We start from the raw sequence: 15803 nt of genomic DNA, 5'->3' as shown, positions 1-15803 counted from the left end.
ACCGTCACCGTCACCGTCACTGATCAACGAGAGAGCCACCGGGGGCCGCCGAGGCCACCAGAGCCACCGCGGCCGGCGGAGGCCGCGGGGAACCGCGCCCCGGCCGGCCGCACCGAACCTTTCCGAGGGGGACCCCTTCATGTACGCAGACATCTCCCGCTTCACCCACCGCCCGGACCGCCACTACTCGGCCGTGATCGCCCAGCAGGGCCGGGTGCAGCTCGACGCCGACGCCAACGAACAGACCGCCATCCAGCTCCAGTTGGCCCGCACCACCGCCCGCGACCTGATCGGCCCGGACGGCGGCCCGGCCGGTGCCGCCGGTTTCGCCGTGGACCGGCTGACCGGCAGCCGCGAGCTGGACGACCTGACGATCGGCGGCGGCCGCTACTACGTCGACGGCATCCTCTGCGACGCGGACCGCCCGCGGCCGGGCGACGCCGTCGGGGACGACGCCGGGGACGGCCCGGACGGCGGCGGGACGGCCGAGCCGGAACCGCCCGCCACCTGGACGTACTGGGACCAGCCGGACGGCTTCCGGGACCCTGAGTGCCCGGAGGACCGGCTGCCCGGCCGCTACCCGTACCTCATGTACCTGAAGGTGTGGGAGCGCTCGGTGACCGCGGCAGAGGACCCGGAGCTGCGCGAGGTGGCCCTCGGCTCCGCCCTGCCGGACACCGCGGCCCGCACCAAGGTCGTCTGGCAGGTGCTGCCGCTGGAGGGTTCGGCGCTGGACGGCCTGGGCGAGGACCCGGACAAGCCGGCCGTCCGGGAGGCCTTCCGGGCCTGGGTGGAGAAGGAGCGCGCCGGCCGCTCCCGGCTGGCGGCCCGGAGCGAGCGGCCCGCCCGCGCGGACGAGGACCCGTGCCTCACCGCGCCGGACGCCCGGTACCGGGGGCCGGAGAACCAGCTCTACCGGGTGGAGGTCCACGAGGGCGGCGCGGCGGGCGAGGCGACGTTCAAGTGGTCGCGGGAGAACGGCTCCGTGGTCTTCCCCGTCGACGAATTGGACGGCACCTGGGTCGAGCTGGCCTCCCTGGGCAGCGACGACAAGCTGGATCTGAACGTGGGCGACTGGGTCGAGTTCACGGACACCGCCTACACCAGCCGCGGCGAACCGCTGCCGCTGCTGCGGGTGGAGGAGCTGGACCTGCCGGGGCGGCGCGTGCGGCTGTCCGGCGAGCCGGACCCGCGCGTCGGGCGGCGGCCGGAGCTGCACCCCTTCCTGCGCCGCTGGGACCAGAAGGAGGGCTCCGCGCGCGGCCGGAAGGGCGCGGCGGGACGCTTCCGGGGCGGCGCGGCCCGGATCGAGGAGGGCCGCTGGCTGCCGCTGGAGGACGGCGTCGAGGTGTACTTCGAGGCCGGCGGCCGGTACCGGTCCGGCGACCACTGGATCGTCCCGGCCCGTACCGCCACGGGCTCGGTGGAGTGGCCGGTGAACGCGGCGCGCAGGCCGCTGCTGCGGCCGCCCGCCGGGATCAGCGTGCACTACGCGCCGCTGGGCTGGGTGACGGGCGAGGGCGCGATCGCCGATCTGCGGATGGTCTTCGGGCCGCTCGGCGTTCCGGTGCCGCCCGCGAGCGAGGCCGAACTGGCGGCCGAGGCACAGGCGGAGGCGGAGGCGAAGGCCGCGGAGGAGGCCGACGCGCGGGCGGAGGCGGCGCGGGCCGGGGCCGGGGACGCAGACGGCCCTGACGGCGGCGGCGACCAGTCCAATTCCTCAGCCGCATCCGGCACCCCCGGCGCCTCCGGCGCATCCGGAACGGGCAGCCGGGCCACGGCGCGGCGGCGACGCGGCGCGGCGTCCGCGGCGGGTTCGGCCCCGGACTCGGCCCCGGAGGAGGGCAGCGGCGAAGAGGGCGACGGGGCGGCGGGGAAGAGCTGATCCACCCGGCGGGCTCCGGCCCCGAGCACGGCCGGGGCGGCCCCGGCGGCCCGGCCTCCCACAGGCCGGGTCGCGACCGGGCCCCGAACCGGGCCGCGAACCGGCCTGCGGACGAGGACGGTCCGGTCCGGCCGGCGCGGGCCGGGGCCTGCACCGCACCGGTACCGGCGCCGGCCACCGCTCCGGTACCGGGCCGTCGGCGGACCGGCCCCGCCCCGGGCGCCCGGCCCGACGCGGCCGGCGCCGGAACCGGCCTCGACCCGAGCCCTCGGGCCGGCCCCAACTTTCCCCTCCGGACGCCTCGTTCGGCGTACCGGACGTGATCCATTCCAACGAACCGACCATGAGCCGAACCGCACGAGGAGGCGTACCGCCTGGTGAGGCGTGCCGCGCCGACGGAGGACCGCGAACGGTTTCCGCGCCGAGCGGAGCCGTGAGCGGCGGGCGGTGAACCACACCCGAACCGGGGCCCGGACATCCGGGATCCGGTGGACGAACGAGAGGAGTACCGGCGATGGCAACGCCCTTGAGCGCCTCCCGCCTGCTGAAGGCACTGCGCGACGAAGGACTGGACGTCCGGGAGTACCGCAGTTGGCGCTCGCACAACCGCAATCACAAGGGCCCCTGGGGCCCGGTCAACGGGGTGATGATCCACCACACCGTGACCTCGGGAACGGACGCCACGGTACGGCTCTGCTACGAGGGCCACTCCTCGCTGCCGGGCCCGCTCTGCCACGGCGTCATCGACAAGAAGGGTGTGGTGCACCTGGTCGGCAACGGCCGGGCGAACCACGCCGGACTGGGCGACGGCGACGTCCTGCGCGCCGTCATGAACGAGACGGCGCTGCCCCGCGACAACGAGGCCGACACGGACGGCAACCGCCGCTTCTACGGCTTCGAGTGCGTCAACCTCGGCAACGGCAGCGACCCGTGGCCGGAGGCGCAGAAGCTGGCGATCGAGAAGGTGTCGGCGGCCATCTGCCGCGCGCACGGCTGGAACCAGCGGTCCGTGATCGGGCATCTGGAGTGGCAGCCGGGCAAGGTCGACCCGCGGGGGTTCTCCATGAACACCATGCGGAACCGTATCGCCCGGCGGCTCGGCGAAAAGCCGGACGGACCGCCGAAGACCTCGCCGAAGCCGCCGCCGCGGCCGAGCCACGAGCCCTTCCCCGGAGCCGACTTCTTCCGGGCGGGCCGCAACAGCAAGATCATTACGGCGATGGGGAAGCGGCTCGTCGCCGAGGGCTGCGGGCGCTACCGGGTCGGCCCCGGCCCGCGGTGGTCCGAGGCGGACCGGCAGTCCTACGCCGCCTGGCAGCGGAAGCTGGGCTACTCCGGCTCCGACGCGGACGGCATCCCGGGACCCACGAGCTGGAAGAAGCTGAAGGTCCCCGACGTTTGACATCCTCCCCTCCCTGAAGGGAGGGGATTCCTGGCTCAGGCTGCCTCCAGGAGCAGCGCTCCCGCAGGTCTTACGCCCTCAGCACCAGCCGGGTTGAGACCAGCCCGGACCAGCATCACGCGGGCGGAGTTCTTGTCCCTGGGGGACACGACTCCGCACGCGGTGCAGGTGTAGGTACGTTCCGAAAGAGGAAGTGCGTGCTTGGTTCTCGCTCCGCACAACGCGCAGTCCATGGTGGTGTGCGCGGGATGCACGACGTGGATATCCCGTGCGTGCTTGCGGCCCATCTCGGTCAGGGCCGTCTTCGTGGCGCCGATCGCCGCGTCTGCGGCTTTACGGGCCATGGTGGTCTTCGCGAGGAACTTCGGCCGGAAGTCCTCGACCGCGATGGCGTCGTGGTCGGTCACGACGCGCTTGGCCCATTTGCGGGCGGTGTCCTGGCGTTGCCGGGCGGCCTTCTTGTACACCTTCGCGGTCTGCGCCTGGGCCTGCCGGTAGCCCTTGGAGGCGGCCTGCCCCTTGGCGGGGCGGCGGCGGGCCATCATCCGCTGGTAGCGGGCGAGGCGCTGCGCAGCGCGCTTGCCGTGCTCGGCGTGGGGGAGGTCGTGGGCGTCGCTCGTGGTGGTGGCGGTCTCCTTGACGCCCCAGTCCACCCCCAGCACCCGACCCGTCTCCGGGAGCGGCTGCACCTCGGTGGCGACGACGAACGACGCGTACCAGTGCCCGAGGCTGTCCTGGTAGATGCGTACCGAGGAGGGTACGGCCGAAAGGTCCCGGGACCAGACGACCGTCAGGACGGTCCCGCCGGCGAGGTGGAGGCGGCCGTCCTTGAGGCGGAATCCGCGCCGGGTGTAGTTCAGCGTGGGCAGCGCCTCGCGCTTGCGCTTGATGCGGGGCATCCCGGCGCGCTGCCTCACGGGCAGTTTCGCCTTGATGTCCTTGAGCGCTTTGGCGCGGGACTTCGCGAAGTCGCGGATGGTCTGCTGCTGCGGCACCGACGCGCCCTGACGCAGCCACGACATCGTCGTGCGGGCCTCGGTCAGCATCTTGTCGAGCTGCGCCGGACCGCACGTCACCTTGCCGTCCGGGTTGGTGCGGTTCGCGGTGTGGACCTTGCGGGACATGGCCACGCACTCGTTCCACACCCACCGGCAGCGCGCCCACTCGGTCATCAGGCCCGCACGGGCGGTCGACGACACACGGAGCCGGTAGGTGTACCGGGCATGCCCGGCATCCCCCGAAACCTTCTCTCGTGCCGCCATGACACCACGCTACCACTGACCTACCACTCGAAGCCCACTACTCTGGGGTCATGGATGAAGAGAAGCGCATCACGCTCCGCCTGCCCGCCGACCTGCATGAGTGGCTTGTCGCTCAGGCCAGGTCCGCCCGCAGGTCCCTCAACTCCGAGATCGTCTACCGGCTGGAGGCCGAGCGCGACGCCGCCGTGGCCGACGCCGAATCGCCCTGACGGCGATTCGGCTTTCCATGCCCTGCTCCGCAGGAGTCCGATTCTCCCCCGCAAGCGGGAGGTACCCCCACCCCGGCCTGAAGGCCGGGGCATCCTCGGAGGCACCGCGCGGCCGGAGAGGGCGGCAGGACGGGTTGGCCGGGTGCGTTCGGTCCGGACAGCCGGACAGCGCAACCGGAGGGGCGGCCGACGGAGCGAGCGGACGGGACGGTCGGGTGCGTTCGGGTGCGTTCGGCTCCGTTCGGTCCCGACGGCCGGCGGAACGGCCCGGGCGAACGGCCGAGGAGGACGCCCGGAAGACGCCCGAGGGGTCGCCGAGAGATGCCCCGGGAGACAGCCCGAAGGCAGCGCGGAGACACGCCGGGGAGACACGCCGGGGAAACGCCCGGACAGGACCGGCATCCCGCCACCCTGCGCAGCGTTCCGGCCAACAGCCCTTACGTGCGGGCGGGTTGGTGAAATCATGAGACGCCGGCCGGGCGGAGCCCACCTGACAGGGCCCCGCCCGGCCGGTCACCGCACCCAGCGGTCACCACGAGCCGCGGCGCCCCGGCCGACACCGGAACCGGCCGTCACCGGACGCAGCCGCCCCCGGTGCGCCAGAGCCCCCGGCCGGCCCCGAACCGAACGCACCCGGCCCCAGCCGTCCCCTGCCGGAGCCCCCCGGCCGTCACCGGACCGGCCGTCCCCCCGGCCCTCGCCGCCCCCGGCGCGTCACGCTCCCGGCCGTCATCGCCCGTCCGGCTCCGGGACGGGCAGCGGCCGCTTCTCGAGAGCCGCGGCCATCACCTCCGGGAAGAGGTCCGGGGTGCAGGCGAACGCCGGTGCCCCGAGGGCCGCCAGCGCGGCGGCGTGCTCCCGGTCGTAGGCCGGGGCCCCCTCGTCGGAGAGCGCCAGCAGTGCCACGAACTGCACCCCGGACTTCTTCATCGCGGCCACCCGCCCCAGCATCTCGTCACGTATCCCGCCCTCGTAGAGGTCGCTGATGAGCACGACGACGGTCTCCGCGGGCCGGGTGATGCGGGACTGGCAGTACGCCAGCGCCCGGTTGATGTCCGTACCGCCGCCGAGCTGGGTGCCGAACAGCACGTCCACCGGATCGTCCAGTTGCTCGCTGAGATCCACGACCGAGGTGTCGAAGACGACGAGCCGGGTGGAGACCGAGCGCATCGAGGCCAGCACCGCGCCGAAGACGGAGGCGTGCACCACGGAGGACGCCATCGACCCGGACTGGTCCACGCACAGCACGACGTCCTTCTTCACACCGTGCGCCGCGCGCCCGTGGCCGACCAGCCGTTCCGGTATGACGGTGCCGTACTCGGGCAGGTAGGTGCGGAGGTTGGCCCGGACGGTGCGGTCCCAGTCGATGTCGCGGTGGCGCGGGCGGCTGGTGCGGGCGGACCGGTCGAGCGCGCCGGTGACCGCGGCCCGGGTCCGCGAGGCCAGCCGCCGCTCCAGCCGGTCGACGACCTTGCGGACGACGGCCCGGGCGGTGGTCCGCGTCGTCTCCGGCATGGCCCGGTGCAGCGACAGCAGCGTGCCGACCAGATGGACGTCCGCCTCGACGGCCTCCAGCATCTCCGGCTCCAGCAGCAGCGCGGACAGCCCGAGCCGGTCGATGGCGTCCCGCTGCATGACCTGCACGACGGAGGTGGGGAAGTAGGTGCGGATGTCCCCGAGCCAGCGCGCCATCCGCGGCGCGGAGCCGCCGAGCCCGCCCTCCCGGCCGCCGCCCTCCGCGCCGGCTCCGGAGCCCGTGCCCCCGCCGCCGTAGAGGGCGGCGAGGGTGCGGTCCATCGCGGCGTCCCGGCCTGCCGGTTCGTATCCCGTGCCGTCCGCTCCCTCCCCGCCGAGGACCATCCGCCACCGCCGCAACCGCTCCTCGCCCCCCACCGGCACGACCGCCGCCACGGCCCCGTCACCCACCACGACCCCGTCACCGACCACCGCTCCGCCGCCCGCCCCGGCTCCGTCACCCACCACGGCCTCGCCGCCCACCGCAGTCCCGTCCCCCGCCACGGCTCCGTCACCGACCACCGCTCCGTCACCGACCGCGGTCCAGCCGCCCGCCACGGCTCCGTCGCCCACCACGTTCACGAGGCCACCTCCATCGGACCGTCACCAGGGCCGTTGTCACCCGGGCCGTTGTCACCCGGGCCGTTGTCATCGCCTCCGAGCAGCAGCCGCAGGACCGGGAGGACCGCCGAGGCCCGCTCCTCGTCCAGGCCGGGCCCGAAACCGGGCGCGCCCGGGTCCGCCGACCGGTCCGCGCCGCCGCGTCCGGCCGCCGGCCCCCGGCGGACCAGCTCCCCGAGGGTGCGCCGGACGCCGGGCTCGTACGCCGCGAAGGTGCGCCGCAGCAGCGGCAGGACGTCCGTGAAGGCGGCGTCCGGCACTCCGGTCAGCCAGCCGTCGACCAGGGCGAGCAGCCGCGCGTCGTGCACCAGCAGCAGACCGCCCCCCGACTCACCGCCGACGAACCCCTCGATCCAGGCGGCGCCCGCCGCGGGCGGGGTGCCCGGTGAGAGGGCGAGGCCCATCAGCCGGGCCGCCTCCCCCTCGTCCAGCCGCCCGTCGTCCAGCAGCAGCCGCACCGCCCGGCCCCGGATGCCGGGCGCCGCGCTCTCCCGCCCGGCGAGGTTCCGCAGCACCCCGGCCCACCGGTCCCGCATCCCCTCGCCGGGAGCGGGCGCGGCGACGCCGGGATCCGGCCCGGGTCCACCGCTCTCCGCCGGGGTGCTCGCGAGCAGGCTCACCGCCCCGTGCACCGCGTCCACATGGCCGCGCATCACCGCGGCACCGTCCGCGTCCAGCCCCGCACAGGCCGGGGGCAGGCCGACGAACACCCGGTCGGCCAGGCCGGCCGCCACCCCGGTCAGCGCCGAGGCGTCCGTACCGCGCACGTCCCCGTAGCGGACCGAGCGCGCCAGGGCCGGCAGGGCCTCCGCGAGCCGGCCGACGTCCGCGTCGAGCGCGGCGCGGTCGGCGAGCGCCCGCAGCACGGCGGGCAGCGCGCCGGACAGCGCGGCCCGCAGGCACCGTTCGGCCAGGGCCGTGACCTCCGGCAGCGAGGCGGCCGACACCGCCTCCGACTCCGCCCGGGCCGTGGCCGCGGACAGCACGGTGGTGCCCCACACCCCCGCCTCGGAGACCCGGACGGAGAGCTCCGGCTCCCAGCGCAGCCGCCAGCGTTCCCTGAACGTGCCCAGGCCGCCGCGCACGGGCACCGGCTCGCCCCAGTCGATGCCGAGGAGCCGCAGCCGGTGCAGCAGCCTGCTCCGCCCGGCGTCGGTCTCCCGGCGCAGATCGAGGTCGAGCTCCCGCTCCGCCGCCTCCGGCTTGAGACGCAGCCGGCGCTGCTCCGCGCCGAGATCGCGCTGCAGGGGCACGGCCGGGGCGGCCCGGGGCACCTCTCCCAGCGCGTCCCCCACCACCAGGCGCCGCGCGACCAGTTCCAGCGGCACGTCGGAGCCCTCGCACATCACGGCCCGGACGGCGTCGGTCGCCTCGGTGAGCCCGGCGAGCGGACGGCCGCGCAGGACGGCGAGGGCGCCCGCGAGCCGCACCGCCTCGATGACGTGGGCGGAGGACACCGGGTGGTCCTCGTCCCGCAGCAGCCGGGCCACCTTCGTCATCCACCGCTCCACGGGACGGTCCGACGCCCGGAAGAGATGCTCGTACCAGCCCGGGGAGGAGATCCCGGCGCCGTAGCCGCTGTACCGGGAGAGCCGCCGGTGGGTCCAGGGCACCCAGGTGATCTCCGGCTTGGCCTTCCGCAGTCCGCGGAGCAGCCGCCGGTCCGCCGTCACGGTCGTCCGGGCGGCGAGGGCGGGGACGTGCCAGGCCCCGCACACCACGGCCACCCGCCCGCCGAACTCCCGCCGGGCCTCCCGCAGCCGCAGCCGCATATGGGCCTCGCGCACCCGGTCGCGGGCGTGTCCGCCGTCTCCGTAGACCTCTCGCAGCACGCTCATCGCCTCGGCGAGCGCGGTGAACGGCGCCAGCGCGGCCTCCGCGCCGCCCGCCACCGCCCGCGGGACGGACGCCCGATGCTCGACGACGTCCTCCCACCAGCGCTCCGGATCGTCGTATCCGGCGGCCCCGGCGAGAAGGGCGATCGGGTCGATCCGCGCCTCCTCCGTATCCGCCGGCTCCCCGCCGCTCCCGGCCGGACCGGGCGCGCCGTCTTCCGGCCCGCCGTTCCCCGGGGCACCGCCGGTCTCCTCCCACGCCAGCACGTGGGCTGCCGGAAGGTCGATGAAGCGGACCGGGGCCCCGCGCTCCACCGCCCAGCGGAGCGCCACCCACTCCGGGGAGAACTCGGCCAGCGGCCAGAACGCCGAGCGCGCCGGATCCCCCGCGACGTGCGCGAGCAGGGCGACGGGCGGCCGCATGCCCTCTTCGCACACCAGCGGGGCGAGGCCGTCCGCCTCGGGCGGGCCCTCGATCAGCACCGCGGACGGCTCGCAGGCGTCCAGCACCGCGCGGACGGCCCGCGCCGAGCCGGGCCCGTGGTGCCGCACGCCCAGCAGCAGCGGCTCATCGGGCCGTGCCATGCCACCCCACCCCCCGGCCCCGAGAAGACCCCACCGGCCCGACCCGGCGAGACCCCACCGGCCGGACACTGCCCCGGAGTTCAGCCGCTCCGCCCGGCTGCGTCGCGGCCATCAGGCGGCCACCTCCCGGCAGGCGCGGTAGAAGTCCTTCCAGCCCTCGCGCTCCCGGACCACCGCCTCCAGATACTCCTGCCAGACCACCCGGTCGGCGGACGGATCGCGCACCACCGCCCCCAGCAGCCCGGCCGCCACGTCGGACGGGCGCAGCACCCCGTCACCGAAGTGGGCGGCCAGGGCCAGCCCGCCGGTGACGACGGAGATCGCCTCGGCCGTGGAGAGCGTGCCCGAGGGCGACTTGAGCTTGGTGCGGCCGTCCGCCGTGACCCCGTCGCGGAGTTCGCGGAAGACCGTGACCACACGCCGTATCTCGGCCAGGCCGTCGGTGGCGGGCGGCAGATCGAGGGAGCCGCCGATCTGGTCGACGCGGCGGGAGACGATCTCGACCTCCGCCTCGGCGGTGGCCGGCAGCGGCAGCACCACCGTGTTGAAGCGGCGGCGCAGGGCGCTGGACAGCTCGTTGACGCCCCGGTCGCGGTCGTTGGCGGTGGCGATGAGGTTGAAACCGCGGACGGCCTGCACCTCCTGGCCCAGCTCGGGGATGGGCAGCGTCTTCTCGGAGAGCACCGTGATGAGCGTGTCCTGGACGTCGGCGGGGATACGGGTCAGCTCCTCGACCCGCGCCGTCATCCCCTCGGCCATCGCGCGCATCACGGGGCTGGGCACCAGCGCCTCCCGGCTCGGCCCGTGGGCCAGCAGCCGGGCGTAGTTCCAGCCGTAGCGGATGGCCTCCTCCGGCGTGCCTGCGGTGCCCTGCACCAGCAGGGTGGAGTCGCCGCTGACGGCCGCCGCCAGATGCTCGGACACCCAGGTCTTGGCGGTGCCGGGCACGCCGAGCAGGAGCAGCGCCCGGTCGGTGGCGAGTGTGGTGACGGCGACCTCGACGATCCGGCGCGGACCGACGTACTTGGGTGTGATGACGGTGCCGTCCGGCAGCGTGCCGCCCAGCAGATAGGTGGCGACGGACCGGGGCGACAGCCGCCAGCGCTCCGGCCGGGGCCGGTCGTCGGCGGCCGCGAGAGCCCGCAGCTCCGCGGCGAAGGCGTCCTCGGCGTGCGGCCTCAGCGCCTCTCCCGTGCCGACCGTGGTGGTGTCCGTGGTCGTGGCGTCCGTGGTCGTGGTGGCGTCCGTGGTCATGGCTCCCCCTCCGCGCAGGAACGGACGGCCCACCGCCGAGACCGCGGGCCGTTTGCGTCGTCGTCCACCCTGCACGAGGGCACTGACACCGCTCAGGGAACGCGGGCTCCGGCGAGCGCTGCTCCACCGCTGAGCCGCACGTTCGCCGGCGCGCATGCCCTGGGACGGAGGCGGTCGTCCGTGTCGCGACGGGCCCTGCCCGGGCTCGCCCCGCGCGGCGGCGTGTCCGCGCCGCCCCCGGCGGCCGTACCCGACGGCCGCACCCGGCGCCTCCCCCGAAACCTCACCGTGTGAACGGTCCGATCGGCCCGGCCGGGGAGACAGCCTCCGGCGGGCCGCCCGGCCCTCTCCCCCCGGTTCGCTACCCGGCGATGGGCGACAGGGCGACGCAGGAGGCCGGGGCCGTGGCGCCCTCGCTGGTCCGCTCCTCGATGACTTCCCCCTTATGGGTGATCGTGCAGGTCACTTCGGAGCCCTCGGGGCCGGGCACGGCCAGCACGGTCGGCGCGGCGATGCCCTTGAGCTCGACGGTCTTCCGCCACGGGGTCCGCGGCTTTTCCACGGCCTCGAGTTCGGGCTCGGTGGCCGTCCCCTCGCCCGCGTTGTACTCGATCGCCTCCAGGCCCTCGCCGGAGACCTCGTAGGTGACCTCGTACGTCTCGTCGACGGCCCGGTCGATCTCGTCGGTGATCTTGTCCGCGGCCCGGTCCCCGGCGGCGGCCGGCGCGTCTCCGGAACAGCCGGACGCGGTGAGCGCGGCCAGGGCCGCGGCGAGGGCGGGAAGGACGGTGCGGACTGAGCGCTTCACGTCGGGTATGCCTCCGGTTCCGTGGCGGGGGAAGGCAGATACAACCGCAGGACGGCTCCGGCGGCAAACGGTCCCCGCGGGCAGCGGAGCGGGCGGCGGGCCCGGTCCCGCCCGGCTCCGGAGGGCATTGTCAGTCCCCGCCCGTACGGTCGGGGACATGACTCAGCAGGGGGTGCGCTGGACGGTGGAGCGGGTGCTGGCACTGGCATCCGACACCGCGTCACAGAAGGCGGGCGGCCGGCTCGGTACGCCCGGCCCGTGGTCGGGGACGGGCGCGGGAGAGGAGGCGGTGTGGGGGCTGTGCGAGGGCAGCGGAGGCGCCTCGTACCGCACGGTCGTGGCGCTGCGGGGCACGGAGCGGCCGGGGGCGGCGCCGGAGTTCCACTGCGGCTGCCCGAGCCACAAGGTGCCCTGCAAGCACGCGCTGGGATTGCTGCTGCTGTGGGCGTCCGACGGCGAGGTCCCGTCCGGTGCCCGCTCCGTGCCGGGCGGGGAGCCGCCGGACTGGGCGCGGCGCCGGCTGGCGGAGCGGGAGCGGCGGGAGGAGCGCCGGACCGCCGGTCCGGCCGTGGGCGGGGCGGGCCCGAAGGACGCCGAAGCGGCCCGGCGGCGGGCCGGACAGCGGGCGGAGCGGATGGCCGCCGGTGCCGCGGAGCTGGAGCGCAGGCTGCTGGATTTGCTCCGGGGCGGGCTGGCGGGAGCCGACCGCGCGGGATACGGGGCATGGGAGGAGACCGCGGCCCGTATGGTCGATGCCCAGGCTCCCGGACTGGCTTCGAGAGTACGGGAGTTGGCGGCCGCCGCGGGCTCGGGTCCGGGTTGGCCGGGGCGGCTGCTGGAGGAGTGCGCGCTGCTCCATCTGCTGAACCGGGCTCTGCTCGGCGTCTCCGCTCTGCCCGATCCGCCGGCCGCGACGGTGCGGGCGCGGGCCGGGCTCCCGGTGCGGGCGGCCGAGGTGCTGGCCGCCGAAGGGGCGGCGGTCCGGGACGACTGGCTGGTCCTGGCCCAACGGGACGGCTCCGACGGTTCGCTGACGACCCGGCGCACCTGGCTGCGCGGGGCGCGGACGGGCCGGACGGCGCTGCTGCTGAGCTTCGGTTCCCTGGGCCGTGCTCCCGAGGTGGATCTGCCCACCGGGGCCTCGCTGGACGCCGAGCTCTCCCTCTACCCCGGCTCGCCGCCGCTGCGGGTCGCGCTCGGCGAACGGTTCTCCCCGCCCCGGGAGGGCGGCTGCCCGCCCGGCTCGGACACCGGCGCGGCTCTCGCCGCCTACGGCCGCGCCCTGTGCGGGGACCCGTGGCTCGACGCCTGGCCGGCGGTCCTGGCCGAGGTGGTCCCCGTACCGGGCGCCGGCCCCGCCGCGAACGCGGGGGGCGGTGGGCCGCAGGCCGAACACTCCGACTCGGGCTGGCAGTTGGCCGACGCGGACGGCGGCACCGCCCTCCCGGTGGACCCGCGAGCCGCGGAGAGGCCGGGGCTGTGGCGGCTGCTCGCCGTCTCCGGCGGCCATCCGGTGACCGTCTTCGGCGAGTGCGGCCACCGCGGCTTTCTGCCGTACACCGCCTGGTCGCCGGAGACCGGCGAGGCGATACCGCTGTGAACCGCCGCTGAACCGCTCCCGAACCGCCGCTGAACCACCGCCGTCTCCGGAGCGTCCTTCCCCACCACCGGTGAGGAGGCCCGGCTGCCGGACGACCACGCGCCCGGCGACGCGCACCGGCCACACCCGTGGGCGGTACCGGCCCACGGTCCGGACGGACCGACCGCACGGACCGGGTGCGGACGGAGACGCCCCTGGACAGCCCGCCACGCACCCGTGCGGGGCGGCGCACACCCGCCCGGCCCACACGTCCCGACCACGACCACGAAGACGACGCGAAGACGACGCGAAGACGACGCGAAGAAGACTGCTGCGACTGCGACTGCGAAGACGACCACGGCCACGACCGGCCCCGGCACCACAGCCGTCAACGAACGGCCAGAACAACGGGAACAGCCGAACAGCGTGAGCATTCGGCCCGCTCGGGTCCGGATGATCCGCGTACAGGGGGATTCATGATGACGGCCGACGCTCACATGACGACCACCAACGATGTCTCCGACCACCACGTCACCACGGCCACCGGCCCCCACCCGGCCGAGTACCGCACGACGTCGACCGACAACCACGCGACCGTCCACTGGGACGACCTGGTGGCCGCCGCCCTGCTGGGCACGGAGCGGCGCACCCCGCCCGGCGCGGCGCCGGGGGCCGAGCCGGCGGCCGCGCTGCTGGACGCGGCGGCGGTCGCCACGCTACGGCGGCGGGCCGGACTGCGGCCCGCCGCCGCCCGGCCCCGGCCGGCGCCCGCCCCGGCCGACCCGCGGCCGCCGCTGCCGGCGGCCGCCCACCGCCGGCTGACCCTGCTGCTCGCCGACCGCCTGGAGCCGGGGAGCGGCGGGGGCCGCCGGGGCACGGCCCCGGATCTCACGGAACTGCTGCCGCAGTGGCTGTCCGCCGCCAACCGCCACGGCTACCGGGCGCCCGCCGCCCTGCTGCCCGCCCTGCTGGACGCGGCGCGGGCCAGGACCGATCTGCGGTCGGCGGCCCTCACCCTGGCCGGTCCCCGGGCGCTGTGGCTGGCCCGGGCCAACCCGGACTGGAGGTTCGCCCTGCGCGGCGCGGTCCCCCCGGCCGCGCCGGAGCCGTCCGGACCGGACACACCGCCCGGGCCGGACCACTCGTCATCCGGCCCGCAGGACCCGTCCGGGCCGGCCGAAGCGAAGACCGCGGGCACCGCTCCGGCCGCCGCCGGGGCCACCGGGGCCACCGCGCCGGCGGCGGTCCGCCGCCTCTGGGAGGAAGGGCTGTTCGCGGAGCGCGTCGCGCTGCTGGAGACCATGCGCCGCCGCGAACCGGCCGCGGCGCTGGCGCTGCTCGACGCCACGTGGCGGACCGAGCGGGCGGAGGACCGGCTGATGTTCCTCGACTCGCTGCGGACCGGCCTGTCCGCCGCCGACGAGCCCTTTCTGGAGCGGGCGTTGGCGGACCGCAGCCGCAATGTGCGGGCGACGGCCGCCGAGTTGCTGTCCGCCCTTCCCGGTTCGGCGTTCGCCGCCCGGATGGCCGCCCGAGCGGTCTCCTGTGTCCTCCCGGCCCCGGACGCGCCCGTCCCGCTCATCACCGTCGTGCCCCCGCGGGTGTGCGACGCGGCGATGCAGCGCGACGGTGTCCTGCCGAGGCCGCCGTCAGGACGCGGAGAACGGGCCTGGTGGCTGGGGCAGTTGGTGGAGGCGGCCCCGCTGAGCTGCTGGACGGAGCGCTTCGGCGGGCGCTCCGCCGCGGAGGTCACGGCGCTCCCGGTGGCCGACGGCTGGCAGCCCGAGCTGCACGCCGCTTGGTGCCGGGCGGCGGTGCGGCAGCGGAACGCGGAGTGGTCGCGGGCACTGCTCGGCTCCCCCGCGGCGGTCCGGGCGGCGGACCCCGGTACGGCCTCACCCGGTGAGCGGACCCGGCTGCTGTCGGTGCTGCCCCCGGAGGAACGCGCCCGCTGGGTGGCCGGGTTCATCGCGGCCCACGGTCTGCCGGAGGCCTTCCAGCTGCTGGGGGTCTGCGCGGTGCCCTGGGCGGCGCCCCTCGGCCGGGCCGTGGTGGACGCGCTCGACATCGCGCGGGAGGCGGGCAGCTATCCCTGGAGTTTCAGCGGCGTGATGGGCCTGGCCGAGCGCTGTCTGGACCCGGTCGAGGCCGGCCGGCTGGAGCTGCTGACGGCCGCCACCGACGAGCCGGAGGGTGCCTCGCCGGGCGCGGGGGCCTACTGGTCCGAGGCCTTCCAGCGCCTGGTCCGCACCCTCCGGCTGCGCCGGACGATGCTCGACGAACTCGCCGGACTCGCCGAATGCCCCGAGCCCGCCGGAGACCCGGGAGACCCCTGAGGCCCCGGGTCCCCCGCCGCCGGAAGGCGGACGGCAGGGGACCGCCCGGGGCGCGCGGGGCCGGGCGGTCAGGCCGCCAGTTCGCGGAGGTTGGACCGCACCCAGGTGACGACGTCGCCGGTCGGCGTGCCCGGGGTGAAGATCTCCGCGACGCCCAGTTCCTTGAGCGGCGGGATGTCGCCCTCGGGGATGATGCCGCCGCCGAAGACCTTGATGTCCGCCGCGTCGCGCTCCTTCAGCAGCTCCAGGACCTTCGCGAAGAGGGTGTTGTGCGCGCCGGAGAGGATGGAGAGGCCGATGGCGTCCGCGTCCTCCTGGATCGCCGTGTCGACGATCTGCTCCGGCGTCTGGTGGAGACCGGTGTAGATGACCTCCATACCGGCGTCCCGCAGCGCCCGCGCGATGACCTTGGCCCCGCGATCGTGGCCGTCGAGCCCCGGCTTGGCCACCACCACGCGGATCGGACCCGACACACCCATCATCTGCCTCCTGTACGCATGCCGTCACCGGCC

General features: G+C 75.8%; 11 protein-coding genes. 5 read left to right on the top strand and 6 right to left on the bottom strand.

Going from position 1 to position 15803, the window contains the following annotated elements:
• The first annotated feature begins 139 nt into the window (after window positions 1-139).
• Window positions 140-1885: a DUF6519 domain-containing protein gene (locus IF83_RS0104375; protein WP_244176824.1), complete on the top strand. Its 1746-nt coding sequence runs from the start codon at window positions 140-142 to the stop codon at window positions 1883-1885.
• A 514-nt stretch (window positions 1886-2399) separates the two neighbouring features.
• Window positions 2400-3287, top strand: a complete 888-nt coding sequence (locus tag IF83_RS0104370; RefSeq protein ID WP_030542666.1) for a peptidoglycan-binding protein — start codon at window positions 2400-2402, stop codon at window positions 3285-3287.
• Window positions 3288-3322: 35 nt separating this feature from the next.
• On the opposite strand, the gene IF83_RS0104365 is transcribed toward IF83_RS0104370, so the two are convergent.
• Window positions 3323-4549: an RNA-guided endonuclease InsQ/TnpB family protein gene (locus IF83_RS0104365; RefSeq protein ID WP_030542665.1), complete on the bottom strand. Its 1227-nt coding sequence runs from the start codon at window positions 4547-4549 to the stop codon at window positions 3323-3325.
• A 50-nt stretch (window positions 4550-4599) separates the two neighbouring features.
• On the opposite strand from IF83_RS0104365, the gene IF83_RS31645 reads away from it, so the two are divergent.
• Window positions 4600-4758, top strand: a complete 159-nt coding sequence (locus IF83_RS31645) for an Arc family DNA-binding protein (RefSeq protein WP_030542664.1) — start codon at window positions 4600-4602, stop codon at window positions 4756-4758.
• A gap of 729 nt (window positions 4759-5487) precedes the next feature.
• On the opposite strand, the gene IF83_RS0104350 is transcribed toward IF83_RS31645, so the two are convergent.
• From IF83_RS0104350 to IF83_RS0104335, 4 genes are all read right to left on the bottom strand, one after another.
• The gene (locus IF83_RS0104350) at window positions 5488-6618 is read right to left on the bottom strand and encodes a VWA domain-containing protein (RefSeq protein WP_078843171.1); all 1131 of its coding nucleotides are present in this window, start codon (window positions 6616-6618) and stop codon (window positions 5488-5490) included.
• Between the two features lie 233 nt (window positions 6619-6851).
• The gene (locus IF83_RS0104345) at window positions 6852-9314 is read right to left on the bottom strand and encodes a DUF5682 family protein (protein ID WP_051722441.1); all 2463 of its coding nucleotides are present in this window, start codon (window positions 9312-9314) and stop codon (window positions 6852-6854) included.
• A gap of 111 nt (window positions 9315-9425) precedes the next feature.
• Entirely contained in the window at window positions 9426-10568 is a 1143-nt protein-coding gene (locus IF83_RS0104340; RefSeq protein ID WP_030542661.1) for an ATP-binding protein, read from the bottom strand.
• Between the two features lie 361 nt (window positions 10569-10929).
• Complete coding sequence (locus tag IF83_RS0104335; RefSeq protein ID WP_030542660.1) at window positions 10930-11376, bottom strand: MmpS family transport accessory protein; 447 nt, start codon at window positions 11374-11376, stop codon at window positions 10930-10932.
• 157 nt (window positions 11377-11533) lie between these two features.
• On the opposite strand from IF83_RS0104335, the gene IF83_RS0104330 reads away from it, so the two are divergent.
• Window positions 11534-12976, top strand: coding sequence for a hypothetical protein (locus IF83_RS0104330; protein ID WP_030542659.1), 1443 nt, complete (start codon window positions 11534-11536; stop codon window positions 12974-12976).
• Between the two features lie 458 nt (window positions 12977-13434).
• On the top strand, window positions 13435-15291 hold the full coding sequence (locus tag IF83_RS0104325; protein ID WP_244176822.1) for a DUF5691 domain-containing protein: 1857 nt from the start codon (window positions 13435-13437) through the stop codon (window positions 15289-15291).
• A 68-nt stretch (window positions 15292-15359) separates the two neighbouring features.
• Here IF83_RS0104325 and IF83_RS0104320 read toward each other — a convergent pair whose 3' ends face one another.
• Window positions 15360-15770 carry a cobalamin B12-binding domain-containing protein gene (locus tag IF83_RS0104320; protein WP_030542657.1) on the bottom strand — a complete coding sequence of 137 codons (411 nt, stop codon included), beginning with the start codon at window positions 15768-15770 and terminating at the stop codon, window positions 15360-15362.
• Window positions 15771-15803 lie beyond the last annotated feature (33 nt).

Source organism: Streptomyces albus subsp. albus (assembly GCF_000719865.1).
In the GTDB taxonomy this organism is placed as follows: Bacteria; Actinomycetota; Actinomycetes; order Streptomycetales; family Streptomycetaceae; genus Streptomyces; species Streptomyces albus_E.
Note: the sequence above shows the minus strand (reverse complement) of the source record. Positions and strands in the feature narration are given on the sequence as shown.

What these genes read in the sequence shown, in the direction of transcription:
- IF83_RS0104350 (WP_078843171.1), bottom strand. Translation starts at nt 6,618, where the DNA reads ATGGTCCTCGGCGGGGAGGGAGCGGACGGCACGGGATACGAACCGGCA.
- IF83_RS0104330 (WP_030542659.1), top strand. Translation starts at nt 11,534, where the DNA reads ATGACTCAGCAGGGGGTGCGCTGGACGGTGGAGCGGGTGCTGGCACTG.
- IF83_RS0104320 (WP_030542657.1), bottom strand. Translation starts at nt 15,770, where the DNA reads ATGGGTGTGTCGGGTCCGATCCGCGTGGTGGTGGCCAAGCCGGGGCTC.
- IF83_RS0104370 (WP_030542666.1), top strand. Translation starts at nt 2,400, where the DNA reads ATGGCAACGCCCTTGAGCGCCTCCCGCCTGCTGAAGGCACTGCGCGAC.
- IF83_RS0104375 (WP_244176824.1), top strand. Translation starts at nt 140, where the DNA reads ATGTACGCAGACATCTCCCGCTTCACCCACCGCCCGGACCGCCACTAC.
- IF83_RS0104345 (WP_051722441.1), bottom strand. Translation starts at nt 9,314, where the DNA reads ATGGCACGGCCCGATGAGCCGCTGCTGCTGGGCGTGCGGCACCACGGG.
- IF83_RS31645 (WP_030542664.1), top strand. Translation starts at nt 4,600, where the DNA reads ATGGATGAAGAGAAGCGCATCACGCTCCGCCTGCCCGCCGACCTGCAT.
- IF83_RS0104325 (WP_244176822.1), top strand. Translation starts at nt 13,435, where the DNA reads ATGACGGCCGACGCTCACATGACGACCACCAACGATGTCTCCGACCAC.
- IF83_RS0104340 (WP_030542661.1), bottom strand. Translation starts at nt 10,568, where the DNA reads ATGACCACGGACGCCACCACGACCACGGACGCCACGACCACGGACACC.
- IF83_RS0104365 (WP_030542665.1), bottom strand. Translation starts at nt 4,549, where the DNA reads ATGGCGGCACGAGAGAAGGTTTCGGGGGATGCCGGGCATGCCCGGTAC.